Raw genomic sequence first — 12,490 nt, 5'->3', positions numbered from 1 at the left:
CGCTGTCCGCGATCGGCGGGCGACTCTTTGTGTGCGGCTTCTGTTAGAAAAACTTTAATGACTGTCTTAATTAACGGATCCGCAGTTAGGAGTCCTAATAATTAGGCGCATCCCCGCACATCCCCCTCCGGAGGCAGTCCCCCCATGAGCCGCAAACGAACACTCATCCTCTCCGTGGCCGCCGTGCTCGCGGCCGCGGGGACGACCTGGATCGCCCTGCCGGCGTCCGCCGCCGCGGCGACCGCGGCCTTCACCAAGACGTCCGACTGGGGCTCCGGCTGGCAGGGCGACGTCACCATCACGAACGGCGGCTCGTCGGCGATGACCTCCTGGAAGGTCGAGTTCGATCTGCCCGCCGGCGCCACGATCGGCAGCTTCTGGGACGCCGAGATGGTCGCCGCCGGCAGTCACCGGACCTTCACCAACCGGGCCTGGAACGGCACTGTCGCGGCCGGCGCCAAGGTCTCCTTCGGCATGGTCGGCGCGGGCGGCACGCCCCTGAACTGCCTGCTCAACGGCCAGCCCTGCGGTGGCGGCCCGACCGCCCCCACGGTCGCGCCGACCACGAACAACCCCACGGTGGCGCCCACCACGCGGCCGCCGGCGACCGCACCGGCCACCCGGCCGCCGACCACGGCGCCCACCACGGCCCCGGCCGGCAACCCGTCACCGCCGCCGGCCTCGAACCTGCTGCCGGTCACCGTCACCAACAACACCGGCCGCTCCGACGCCGTCTACCTCTACCTGCTCGGCGTCAACCTGAGCACCGGCAAGCTGGGCTACGTCAACGGCGCCGGCGCGTTCACCAACTGGACCGGCGGCCAGCCCACCCCGGTGCCGGCCCCCGACGTGTCGATCCCCGGACCGGCCAACGGCGCCAGCACCACCATCAAGATGCCGAAGAACCTCTCCGGCCGGCTCTACATGTCCTTCGGCAAGAAGCTCGACTTCCGGCTCAGCACCGACGGCCTGGTCCAGCCCGCGCCGTGGGCCGGCGCCGACCCGAACAAGGACACCCTGTTCGACTGGAGCGAGTTCACGCTCAACGACTCCGGCCTGTGGCTCAACAGCTCACAGGTGGACATGTTCGCCGTGCCGCACATCGTCTCGGTGCAGGGCGGCAACGGGATGACCAGCAAGACCGGCGAGCTCAAGGCCGGCGGGCGGCAGCGGGTCATCGACCGGATCAAGGCCCAGCCGGGCTTCGAGAAGACCGTCTACACCCGGGCCGACGGTACGGTGCTGCGCGTGCTCGCCCCGGGCAAGGCGGCTGACGGCGGACAGTTCAGTGCGACGTATCTGGACCCGTACATCACGTCGGCGTGGAACGCGTACGCCGGCCGCACGCTGACCGTGGTGCCGTTCGGCGACCGCCCGGACACCAAGTTCCTCGGCCGCACCTCCGGCAACGTCATGAACTTCACCGACACCACCGGCCGGACGGTGGCCTCCTTCACCAAGCCCTCGACGGCCAACGTGTGGGGCTGCGACGGGGCCCTGGGCGCGCCGAACGACCAGGTCGTCGGGCCGATCGCCCGGACGCTGTGCGCGGCGCTGCACCGCAGCACGCTCGGCACGCTGGACACCCAGCCCAGCGGGACCGCGGCGGACTTCTACAAGGGCACGCTGACCAACCACTACTCGCGGATCATCCACGAGCAGATGGTGGACGGTAAGGCGTACGGCTTCGCCTTCGACGACGTGCAGAACCAGGAGTCGCTGGTGCACGACGGCGACCCGCGGCAGGCCGGCATCGTGCTGACCCCGTTCTGATCCTCCGACAGTCGGCACCGGGCCCGGCGTGTCAACCGAATTACCATTTCTTCGGGAGGCCCGCCGGGCTTTTTCGGCAATTTGTTTTGACTGTGACGGGCGGCACCAAATTGCTGCCCGGGGAATCACCGCCGGAGACCCGAACTTGTCATACCTGTGTCGGACGCTGGACAGCGACCGACCGGACGACGAGATGGGATCCACTTTCATGACCCAGGCGCCCGAACGCCTCGCAGCACCGCCGACGGCGCAGACGCCCGGGGAGCTCATGACCCCGCGCGAGCGGCTGCAGCTCGTGCTGGTGCTCGGCTTCCTCATCGCCCTCGGCCCGCTCACCATCGACATGTATCTGCCGTCGCTGCCGACGATCACCGACGACCTGCAGACCACCACCGCCGCGGTCCAGCTGACCCTCACCGGCACCCTGGCCGGCCTGGCCCTGGGCCAGCTGCTGATCGGCCCGGTCTCCGACGCCGTCGGGCGCCGCGCGCCGCTGCTGGCCGGCGTCGCCGTGCACATCCTGGCGTCGGTCCTCTGCGTCATCGCGCCCAACCTGGCGCTGCTCGGCACGCTGCGGGTCCTGCAGGGCCTGGGCGCCGCGGCGGCCGCGGTCGTCGCCATGGCGATCGTGCGTGACCTGTTCACCGGTCTGGCCGCCGCCAAGCTGCTCTCCCGCCTGATGCTGGTCATGGGCGCCGCGCCGATCCTGGCCCCGACGCTGGGCGGCATCACCCTGAACTGGACGTCCTGGCGGGGCGTCTTCGTGGTGCTGGCCCTGTTCGGCATCGCGATGCTCACGGTGACCGCGCTGGCGCTGCCCGAGACGCTGCCCGCCGAGCGACGTCGCAACGGTGGCGTGGTCGGCACCCTGCGTGACTACGGCCGGCTGTTCGGTGACCGGGCCTACCTGGGGCTGATCCTGGTGGCCGGGCTGGCGATGGCGGCGCTGTTCGCGTACGTCTCCGGCTCCTCGTTCGTCTTCCAGGAGCAGTACGGCCTGAACGAGCAGGAGTTCGGCTACGTCTTCGGCGCGGGCGCGGTCGGCCTGATCACCGCCACCCAGCTCAACGTCCGGCTGCTGCGCCGCTGGACCCCGTCGCAGATCCTGATCAGCTCCCTGGCCGGCGGCGCGCTCGCCGGACTGGTCCTGCTGCTCTTCGCGGCCACCGGCTTCGGCGGCCTGGTCGGCGTGCTGGTCCCGCTGTGGCTGGTCCTGGCCGCAGCCGGCCTGGCCCTGCCGAACGCCCCGGCGCTGGCCCTGTCCCGCCACGGCGAGGCCGCGGGCACAGCGGCGGCCCTGCTCGGCGCGGTCCAGTTCGGCGTGGGCGCGCTGGCCGCTCCGCTGGTCGGAGTCCTCGGCACCGGCGCGGTCAGCATGGCCCTGGTGATCGCCGGCGGCATGCTCGCCGCCAACGTGGTGCTGCTGCTGGTCGTGCGCCCATGGCAGCTCCCGGTCGAGGACGCCGACCCGGCGCTCGCCACCGCTCACTGACCGGCCCACCGCCGCAGTCAGCGGAGGTCGGCGAGGTCGCTTCCCCAAGCGGCCTCGCCGCCGGGCTCAACGGCGTAACCCTCGGCTGTCCGGCGGCGGAAAACGGCAACGAGGTTGCTGGGCCGGTACTCCACCGCGCCATTGACCACCTCGCCCAGCGCGACGGTCAGGCTGGGCCCGGTGCCGGTCTCCAGCCGGACCGACCACAGCAGCGTGCTGCCGTCCTCAGCCTCAGCCGTGGCTGCGCCCACGCCCGTGACGGTCGCGCCGATCAGCCCGCGCCGGGGGCGGCGGCCGGACACGTCGACCAGCCGCTCAACTCGGGCAGCCGGGCTGGCGGCGGGATCACCGACGACGCTGAGATATTCGCGGTAGCCGTCGATCCGCCAGGCCAGCGCCAGCTCACCCGCCGTGGTCGAAACCACGACGCCGTGATCAACGTCCACGACGCCATGATCAACGCCGGCGAGCTCGTCGCCGGACCGGTCGGCGCCGGATCCGTCGGACCCATCAGCGCCGGACCCGTCGGCGTCGGCGTCGGCGTCGGCGGGCAACCAGAGCCGGATCCGCTCGATGCGGCCGCCGACCACAGCTCGCAGAACCTGCTCCTTCGAGTCACTCATCCGTGACTCCACTGCCGTCCGCCAGGGAAATGACCATCGGGGGTCGGCCCGACTGTTCGACGGTCACTGCCTCTTCGGTCCACCGCAGATCCTCGATGAGATCGGTGTCGGTCCTCCACCGTTCGGAACCGTCATTGTTGAAACAGCGCATTCCCGATTCATGGACAACCGCGAGCACGTCCAGCTTTTGCGAGACGAAGAATTCCATGAACGGCGACTCGAAATTGCTTGCCGTCACCCGGCCGGAACGCAGGTCCACGGCATAGGCCGCCAGGTCCGCGCCGATCCAGACCGCGCCGGCCCACGTGCGGCCCAGCAGGGTCGGCGCACTGGACGGCCGGGCTCCCCAGAGCCCGAGGCCGACGGTGGTCCTGGGCTCTGTGACCCGGTCGATCCGCACCGTGAAGAAGGAGCCGTCGCCGGAAGCCGGACCACCCAGCATCGTCATGCCGGCCGGCCCGGACACCTCAGCAACGGTGGCGTCGGCCCATGCGCGCACAATCGCCGTGGCGTCGCCGAGACAGATGATCAAAGTAAGAGACCTCCACTGGGCCGACGCTCGACAGGTCACCGGAAGGCCGTGCTACCGCGAGCGCTTCACCGCTGCGTCCAGCTGAGACTCTGTGGCAGCACACCGCTGTCCCACAGCCGGTCGAGCCTACCGAAGAGCCGGGGCAGGCTCGTGTCGAATTCCTGCCACGCTGCCGGGTCCAGCGTCTGCCAGGGATCAGCGATGAGGAGACCACGCGGCAGAGCGCCGGTGGAGCCGGCCATCCTGCGACAGGCCGCGCACCACGTGTAGCTGATCACCGCCGGCCGACCGGCGTGCTTCGTGTTCCTCAGGTACGTGCGAATGGCCACCTTTCCGCACGCGGGACAAGGCGACTCGGACTGATCCCTGAGGAAATTCCGCTTCCGCCCCAGAACCTCGAGCTCCGCGGGGGTGAAGCAGCGCATCTGGGTCATCAGCCCGCCCTTCGTATGCAGACGGCCCGATTCCGGATCCGGTCGACCCGGCATCAAGGAAGATCGGCCCAGGCACTGCCCACACTTCCCGCGGTGACGTAGTCGCGGGCCGTCGAGTCATCGAAGATCACCAGCAGGGCGTCCGCACTGTAGGTCGGTCGCTCCGATTGGTCCAGTTCACCCAGGCAGCAGACCACGTGCCCGCCACCAGCGACGGCGAGTCGCAGGGTCCACAAGTCGTCCGGTTCGGCGGCGTGACCCCGCTGCCAACCGAAGGCCACCGTTTGAATCTCTCTCCCGGTCAGACCGGCCCATTGATCCGTTCGCGTCACGTCGACCGTGACCGTGTCGCTGCTGGACACATCATCGGCGCCACCACTGTGCGGCGTCACCTCCACGGCGAGGCACTCGCTGCGACCCACCTGATCCCAGGTCAACAACACCGAGGTGCCGGCGAGGTCCAAGCGGATGGTCGAATCGACCTCGTGCACCGGCCCCTCCGGCATGCCGGTCAGGCCGCCCCAGCGGAGTTGCTCGTAGGTGACCCGCTCAATCGCCGAACCGAGCAACGCCTGCTCAACCCGGTGGAGAAGGTCGCCGCGTCTGCGCATCACGACTTTCCCCCGGGCAAACGATCAAAGCAGGTGACCCCCCCCGGACGCCGGACGCCAGGAGCCATCGGAGCAGCACGCCGCGATGGCTCCCGCGTCGGCGGACATGCGGACAGTCAGCCGAAGTCGGTGCCCCAGGCGCTCTGGCCACCGGGCTCGGCGGCATAGGCCTCGGCGACCCGGCGGTCGAGAACGGCGACGAGGTTGCTGGGCCGATACTCGACCGCGCCGTCCTCGGTCTCACCGAGCGCGACCGTCAGACTGGGCCCGGAATCGGTCGCCAGCCGGACCGACCACAGCTGCCTGCTGCCGTCCTCGGCCTCAGCCGTGGCCGTGCCCACACCCGTGACGGTCGCCCCGATCAGCCCCCGCCAGGCCCGGCTGTCGGACACGTCGACCAGCCGGTCCACCCGGGCGGCCGGGCTGGCGGCGGGATCACCGACGGCACTGAGGTACTCGTAGTAGCCGTCGATCCGCCAGGCCAGCGCCAGCTCACCCGCCGTGGTCGAGACCACGACGCCGTGATCGACGTCCACGACCCCGGCCGGCGCGTCGCCGGACAGCTCCTGGTCGGCATCCTCGGGGAGCCAGAGCGAGAGCCGCTCGATGCGGCCACCGACCAGGCTCCGCAACGCCTGGGCCGAAAGCCCTCTGACCTCTCCGTCGCGGATCATAGGAACATCCCGAAATACTCCACTCGGCCGGAACTGCTGAACACGACTCCGATGAATCGTTCCTGAACCGCACCATTGTCGTCGACGAAAGACATGATCTTATTGCTGATGACCCGGGTGCCGCCGAGATTGGTCTTCGAGGTGATCGGCTGGAAGTCCGAGTGCGGGTCGGTCAGGATGTCGTCCAGCAGATTCTGCCCGACCGAGTTGTGCTCCTTGCCGGGGACCTTCGGCACCTCACCGCGGTCGCTGTGCTTCTGGTAAGCGCGGCCGGCCGAGGTCTTGCCGCCCTTCTCCTTGGTCTGCCCGGACTTCGACATCGCGTCCAGGTCCGGCTTGCCGCCGCCCTTGCCGCCACCGCCACCGCCGCCGCCGTTGCCGCCGCCACCGTTGCCGCCGCCGCCCTTGCCGCCGCCACCGCCGGGGCCGCCACCGTTGCCGCCGCCACCGTCGGCCTTCGCCGGTGACGTGTCCTTCGCACCTTCCGGGGCCTTCTTCGGAGCAGCCGGCGGGTCGGGCTTCGGCGGTTCCGCCGCCTTCGGCGCGGCCGGCGGGACCACGTTGTCCGCGGCCTTGGCCGCGTCGGTGGCGTTGTCGGCGGTCTTGGCCGTGTCGACAGCCACGTCGACCGCGTCGATCGCCTCGTCGGCGTACTTCGCGCCCTTGGCCGCCGATGCGCCGTATCCGGCGATCGGGATGGCCGAGGCGAAGGACAGCGCCGAGTCCATATAGTTGCCCTCGGCCGCGTACCAGACGCCGTTGACCAGGTCGGCGGCCTCGCCGAAGGCCGGCACCAGCCCGATCACGTCCAGGGCCAGGTGACCGGTGTTGCTCCAGCCCCACCACATGCCGGACGGGTCCGGGAAGGCGAACGGGTTGTTCCGGCCGTAGGCGTAGGCGTTCAGCTGCTCCGGATCGCTGAAGTCGATCACCGGGTCGACCGACAGGAACCGCCCGGTCGCCGGGTCGTACTCGCGGGCCCCGAGGTGGATCAGCCCGGTCAGCGCGTCGTTGGTCCCGCCGACGAAGCCCCGCTCCCCCGGCCAGGTCCCGGTGCTGCCGCGGACGCCACCGAACGGCAGCGTGCGGCGCTGGACCACCTTGGAATCGGCGGCATTGACCGACAGTTCCGCGGTGCCGTTCTGGCCACCGGCCAGCCAGGTCACCGCGGCCTTGGTCCGCACGGCCACGGCCATGCCGGCGTACGTGTAGTAGCGGGTCGCCGTCACCTTCTGGGTCTTCACGTCAGCCGTCGACGTGTCGAGCTTCAGTTCCATGCCACCGAGGTAGAGCGTCACCGCCTTGCCGGCGATGTCCCGGCGGATCAGGCGGTTGCCGTTGGCGTCGTAGACGAACGACGCGACCACCACGCCCGCCTTGAGGACCTCGGACACCCGGCCCTCGGCGTCCCAGTGGTACGCCTCACCCGGCTTGCCGGCGAGGTTGCGCTCGACGGTGTTGCCGCTGGCGTCGTACTTGTAGGTGTCGGCCGTGGCCACCGCCTTGCCCGCGGTCGTGCTGGTGACGTCCGTGCGGTCGACCGCGTGGGCCGGCTGGGCGCCCTTGCCGTACGGCTTGAAGACCTTCTTGACGTCCGTGCCCGTGGCGACCGTCCGGTGGGTGACCTCCTCGGTCCGGTTGCCGGCCCCGTCGTACTTGAAGCTCTGCCAGTACGGGGCCGCGCCGCCGAGCACCGACTCGACCGGCGTAGCCGCGCACGCGGTGGTCGCCTGGGACCACGCCTCGGTGAGTCGGCGCAGGTAGTCGTACTGGAAGCACTGGACGTCGGCCTTGGTCCCGGTCTGGCTCGGCTGGTCCGCGATGCTGGTGATGTTGCCGGCCGCGTCGTAGGCGTACGTCGCGTTGGTGTCGGTGCCGGTCACCGCCTCGCGGTCCACCCGGGCGTTCTGCAGGCGGCGGGTGCCTTCCTCGTACGCCTGGGTCAGCCACGTGTACTTGCTCGCCGTGCTGGTGCCCAGGGTGTACTGCAGCGCCTCACCGAAGTCCGAGTACGTGGTGTCCCGCACGTAGCCCGAGGTGCCGGTGATGAACGTCGGCATGCCGCGCGCGTTGTAGCCGTAGCGGATCGTCTCGGCGGTCAGGTCACCGGCGGCCGGGCTGGTGATCGTCTCCGGGCTGCCGTCGACGTTGTAGGTGGCCTTGGCCGCGTAGGTGCCGGCCAGGTTGTTCTCCGACGCCGGGATGGTGACCGAGGTGCTCTTGGGCCGGCCCGCCACGTCGTACTCGGCGATCGTCGAGGTGTAGGCGTTGGTGCCGACGTAGCGGGTGGCCGTCGCCGCCCGGCCCTTGCCCAGGATCGCCGTGTCGTAGGTCCAGGCGGCCAGCTTGGTCCGGGTCGTGGCCGGCGCCGCCGGCACCTCCTCCAGCAGCTCGGGCCGGCCGAGCTTGTCGTACTTGTAGGCCAGGGTGCGCTTGCGGGCGTCGGTCGTCGACTCGATCTGATCCAGCTTGTTGTACTTGATGGTGCTGGAACCGGCATCCGGGTCGGTGGAGCTGGTCTGGCGGCCGAGCAGGTCGTAGCCGTACTTCCAGACGTTGCCCGCGGCGTCCTCGACCTCCTTGAGCCGGTCCGCCTTGTCATAGCTGTACTTCGTGGTGTCCGCCGGGCCCTCGGCCTTGGCCCCGTGGTACTGCAGCAGGCGGGTGGTGAGGCCCTGGGCGTTCGCGTACGACGTCGTGGGGGTCTGGCCCTTCGGCGGCGTCACGTCGGTGTGATCACCGTGGTACGACGTCGAGGTACGCCACTTCTCCGTCTGGCCGACCTTGAAGATCTCCTCCTTGGCCCGGCCGGCGGCGTCGTAGACGGTCTGGGTCAGTGGCAGCTTGCCCTCGGCGGAGGACGTGTCGGCCAGTGTCGTACCGGCCGCCTCCTTGTTGTAGAACGGGCCTGCCTGCTCCACGGCCAGGCCACGCGAGTCGTACTGGGTGTCGGTGATGATCCGGCCGACGTTGGGCGACGGCTCCTGGTTCTGCCGGGGCCGCAGCATGCCGTCGTAGATCGCATACGAGGTCCGGACACCACCGTTGGGGGTGAGCTTCCTCGTGGTGACGGAGACCGGCTTGTCGGTCTGGATGGAGTAGACGTACTCGATGTCGGGCACGTCGTCGCTGACCGAGCGTCCGGCCAGCCACACCTTGACCAGCCGGCCGAGCGCGTCGTACCGCAGCGCGGTGCGCTGGTCGTTGGGGTCCTCGGTCTGGGTCACCAGCCCGAACGCCGGGTCGACGGTCGAGGTGGTGTCCTGGCCCAGCGGGTCGACGACCGTCATGCTGGTGACCGGTCCGCCCTCGGCGGGGACGTACTTGGTCTCGGTCTGGTTGTTCGCGGCGTCGTAGGAGTACCGCAGCCGGCCGTACTTGTCGTAGCTGGACCGGGCCACGGTCAGATAGTCCGGCTTGCCGTCGGTGTACGACTCGGCCTGCTCGGTCCGCGTGACGTCACCGTTGGCCGGGGTCTCGTCGAAGTCCTTGCCGTTGTACGACGTCCGCACGTCGGAGACCGCGTCGGCCGGCAGGCTCGGGGTGGCGTCGCAGCCCACCGAGACCGTACGGACCCGGCTGACCAGAGTCAGCAGCCGCTTGTCGACGTTGCGGTTGTACCAGTTCTCGGTGCAGGACTCGTCCCCGCTGACGTCGAGGTCGCCGTGGTCGTCGGAGGACCGCAGCATGCCGTAGCCGTCGTACTCGTGCTCCACCGACGTGCGCCGGACCTTGCCGCCGTCCAGAGCGGTACGGCTGGTGGCCTTCTTGATGGCCAGCAGCCGGGCGTCGTCGGCGCCTTCGCTCGCGGTCGGCTCCGACAGCCACGGCGTGTTGACCAGCCCGGAGATCTCCGCGCCGGACTCGCCGTTGAACGTCCGCTGTTCCAGCAGGAAGCCCTGGTAGCGGTCGTGGTCGGTGACCTCGGTGCCGTCGCTGGCCGTCACGGTCACGGCCTTGCGGCCGCCGTCCTCGCCCTTGCGGTCGCCGTCCATGCCGCGCAGGAAGGTCGCCTCCGTCCGCAGCCGGTCGGCGGTGCCCGTGCCGCCCACGATCGTGCGTACGGTCTGGTAGCCGCGGAACTGGCCCCAGGTCTTCTTGTCGGCCTTGGTGATCTCGCTGTCGTCGTAGTGCCAGGCGGCCCCGCCGAGGTACTGGTAGCTCGTCACCTTGGCGGCGCTGTTGGCGGTACGGCCGTTCTCGACGATCGACTCCACCACGTACTTGTGGAACCAGTCGGTGTCCTCGCCGATCTGTCCCTCGGTCGACCAGAACGACGGGTAGCACCGCCGGGTGTTGGTCTCCGGGGTCGGCAGATCCTTCCAGGTGCACTCGGTCTTGGCGTAGTTCACCGAGATGAGGCCGCCGGACTCGGACTGGATGCCGGTGATCCGGAACTTCTTGAACGCCAGCCGGTCGTCGCCGTCCCGGTCGACCCGGTTGTCCAGCGCGGTCTTGGTGAACGTCGTCTTCGGCAGCGTGATGTCGGCCCCGGAGGCCTTGCCGGTGTGGGTGATCGAGTCCAGCCACAGCGAGGCGGTCGACGCGTCGGCCGGGTCCGGGTAGGACTGGGCGAGCTCCCAGGTGTCGACATCACGGTAGTCGGCGCCGCCGAGGACCTGGGTGGTGACCGACTTCAGCCGCTTGCGGGTGAAGAACGTCGGTGACCACTGCTCCTCGCAGCTCTCGTCATCCGTGCAGATCTGGTCGAAGGGCACGTCCGGCCAGCGGGTGGCGGTGCCCTCCTTCAGGTCCCCCGGCTCGCAGTCGGCGTCGTCGCCCTTGCACCGCTCGGCCACCGAGAACAGCACGCGCGCCGGGGCCTTCGTCTCCCGCTCGTCGCCGTAGCGCTCGCCGTACTCGATGCGCTTGAGGTAGCCGCCGCGGTCGTACTGCACGGACTTGTCGTCACGGTTGGCGCCGTAGCGGTTGGTCTCGGTGTTCCAGTAGTAGGTCATCGTGTTGCCGTGCGCGTCGACGACGTAGTCGAGGTTCCAGCGCCAGGTCTGCAGGCAGCGCGAGTCGGCGAACTTGTCGTCGTGGCAGGGCTCGCCGGCGTCGTCGCCGTAGACCGGGACCTGCCAGGCCGACTCGGTGCTCTCGGTGTCGTCGGCGGTGCGCTTGCCCTTGCCGAAGTAGTACCGGGTGCCGTCGGTGGTGGTGACGACCCAGTACTGCTTGTCGTGCCCGTCGTGGAAGCCGCCGGTCTCCCGGGTGATCTTCGTGCCGTCGTCCGACTTGAGCCGCCACTCGTCGGCGGACTTCTTGACCAGTTCGCCGTTGCGGCCGGCGAACGACATGGTCGCGTTGTCCGAGTGCCAGCAGAGGTCGTACTTCTCCTCGCCGCGCTCGTCGTGGCCGTCGTCGGTGCAGGAGCGGTAGGAGCGTTCGATGTAGCCGACCGCGAGGTCGAAGCCCTCACCCACCACGGAAGGCTGGTTGTTGGTCGAGCCGACCCGCCCGTCCACGCTCGCCGAGGAGTAGCCGAAGCTCAGCTGCGGTGACGGGCCGGCCAGTGCCGGCGGCACCCGCAGCGGGTACTGCCAGGAGAAACCGCCGGTGTTGCCGCTGTTCTGCCAGCTGCCCGAGGGAGCAAGCGACGTGGCCGCGTAACTGCCGGCGCTACCGCTGGCGCCACTCGTGACGGCGAGCAGGCCGGCGCCGGCCGCCGCGGCGGAGGCCGAGGCCACCCGCGACCTGGTGCCGCCCGTCGCCACCGGCGGTGCCGGGACGTCGGCGACGACGCGTTCGTTCTCCAGGTCGTTGTGGGTGTCCAGGGGCGTCCTGGTGCGGCACTGCGGCTCGTCCGGGGTGGTGAGCGCGCAGGCGGGCACGCTGGCCAGGCGCAGGCGGCTCGCCCAGTTCCCGCCGTAGGCCCGCGCGAAAGCGGAGTAGTCGAGGCCGAGGTTCACCTCGGCGCTCGCGGCTCTGCCGTCCGAGCGGGACACCGACAGCAACAGGCCGTCGATCCCGGCGCGGTCGGCGGTCGCCCGGTCCAGCACTTCCACCCGTACGGCGCTGGGCGCCGGCGTGGTGGCCTCGTCCGGGGCCTCGACGGTGACCGGCAGGCCGCCGGGTGTCGCAGTGCCCTGAGCCGCCGTGGCCGGCACGGCGACTGTGGCCGCGGCGGGGGTGGGCCACGCCACCCGCGTCGGCGAGTTGTCCTCGCCGCCGGTGAGCGGCGGCTGCATGCCCTCCTCACCGACGTCGATCGAGACGGACTGCTGCGTCTTGGGACGGCGGGCCTCCCGGGCCGCTTCGTCGACGACGTCATCGGCCCGGGCCGGTACCGCCGCGAAGGTCGCGAGCAGCAGTCCCGCCAGGCCGGCAGCCATACAGGCGCGGCGCATG

The 12,490-nt window shown here is 70.1% G+C and carries 8 protein-coding genes; 2 read left to right on the top strand and 6 right to left on the bottom strand.

The genetic code is table 11. The features are described from left to right. The first annotated feature begins 144 nt into the window (after window positions 1-144). The gene (locus ACWEOZ_RS00760) at window positions 145-1,773 is read left to right on the top strand and encodes a beta-1,3-glucanase family protein (protein WP_451908675.1); all 1,629 of its coding nucleotides are present in this window, start codon (window positions 145-147) and stop codon (window positions 1,771-1,773) included. 208 nt (window positions 1,774-1,981) lie between these two features. Continuing rightward, window positions 1,982-3,265 carry a multidrug effflux MFS transporter gene (locus tag ACWEOZ_RS00755; RefSeq protein ID WP_451908674.1) on the top strand — a complete coding sequence of 428 codons (1,284 nt, stop codon included), beginning with the start codon at window positions 1,982-1,984 and terminating at the stop codon, window positions 3,263-3,265. 17 nt (window positions 3,266-3,282) lie between these two features. Here the strand turns inward: ACWEOZ_RS00755 and ACWEOZ_RS00750 are convergent, their stop codons facing one another. The 6 genes from ACWEOZ_RS00750 to ACWEOZ_RS00725 all read right to left on the bottom strand — a co-directional run bounded on the left by ACWEOZ_RS00750 (window position 3,283) and on the right by ACWEOZ_RS00725 (window position 12,489). After that, window positions 3,283-3,888 (bottom strand): hypothetical protein, encoded by a 606-nt coding sequence (locus ACWEOZ_RS00750; protein ID WP_451908673.1) that lies wholly within the window; start codon window positions 3,886-3,888, stop codon window positions 3,283-3,285. Further along, complete coding sequence (locus tag ACWEOZ_RS00745; RefSeq protein WP_451908672.1) at window positions 3,881-4,420, bottom strand: hypothetical protein; 540 nt, start codon at window positions 4,418-4,420, stop codon at window positions 3,881-3,883. Before ACWEOZ_RS00745 ends, ACWEOZ_RS00750 begins: the two co-directional genes overlap by 8 nt. Before the next feature lie 65 nt (window positions 4,421-4,485). After that, window positions 4,486-4,662, bottom strand: a complete 177-nt coding sequence (locus ACWEOZ_RS00740; RefSeq protein ID WP_451908671.1) for a hypothetical protein — start codon at window positions 4,660-4,662, stop codon at window positions 4,486-4,488. A gap of 245 nt (window positions 4,663-4,907) precedes the next feature. Further along, entirely contained in the window at window positions 4,908-5,465 is a 558-nt protein-coding gene (locus ACWEOZ_RS00735; RefSeq protein ID WP_451908670.1) for a hypothetical protein, read from the bottom strand. A 116-nt stretch (window positions 5,466-5,581) separates the two neighbouring features. Then, window positions 5,582-6,139, bottom strand: coding sequence for a hypothetical protein (locus ACWEOZ_RS00730; RefSeq protein ID WP_451908669.1), 558 nt, complete (start codon window positions 6,137-6,139; stop codon window positions 5,582-5,584). Next, window positions 6,136-12,489 (bottom strand): RHS repeat-associated core domain-containing protein, encoded by a 6,354-nt coding sequence (locus ACWEOZ_RS00725; RefSeq protein WP_451908668.1) that lies wholly within the window; start codon window positions 12,487-12,489, stop codon window positions 6,136-6,138. The genes ACWEOZ_RS00730 and ACWEOZ_RS00725 overlap by 4 nt, the downstream gene beginning before the upstream one ends. Window position 12,490 lies beyond the last annotated feature (1 nt).

It is taken from the genome of Actinoplanes sp. NPDC004185 (genome assembly GCF_053603475.1).
This window is presented reverse-complemented; position numbering and strand designations above follow the sequence as displayed.

Excerpts from the sequence above, each read along its gene's own strand:
- ACWEOZ_RS00760 (WP_451908675.1), top strand. The coding sequence starts at position 145 with ATGAGCCGCAAACGAACACTCATCCTCTCCGTGGCCGCCGTGCTCGCG.
- ACWEOZ_RS00750 (WP_451908673.1), bottom strand. The coding sequence starts at position 3,888 with ATGAGTGACTCGAAGGAGCAGGTTCTGCGAGCTGTGGTCGGCGGCCGC.
- ACWEOZ_RS00735 (WP_451908670.1), bottom strand. The coding sequence starts at position 5,465 with ATGCGCAGACGCGGCGACCTTCTCCACCGGGTTGAGCAGGCGTTGCTC.
- ACWEOZ_RS00730 (WP_451908669.1), bottom strand. The coding sequence starts at position 6,139 with ATGATCCGCGACGGAGAGGTCAGAGGGCTTTCGGCCCAGGCGTTGCGG.
- ACWEOZ_RS00755 (WP_451908674.1), top strand. The coding sequence starts at position 1,982 with ATGACCCAGGCGCCCGAACGCCTCGCAGCACCGCCGACGGCGCAGACG.
- ACWEOZ_RS00740 (WP_451908671.1), bottom strand. The coding sequence starts at position 4,662 with ATGGCCGGCTCCACCGGCGCTCTGCCGCGTGGTCTCCTCATCGCTGAT.
- ACWEOZ_RS00725 (WP_451908668.1), bottom strand. The coding sequence starts at position 12,489 with ATGCGCCGCGCCTGTATGGCTGCCGGCCTGGCGGGACTGCTGCTCGCG.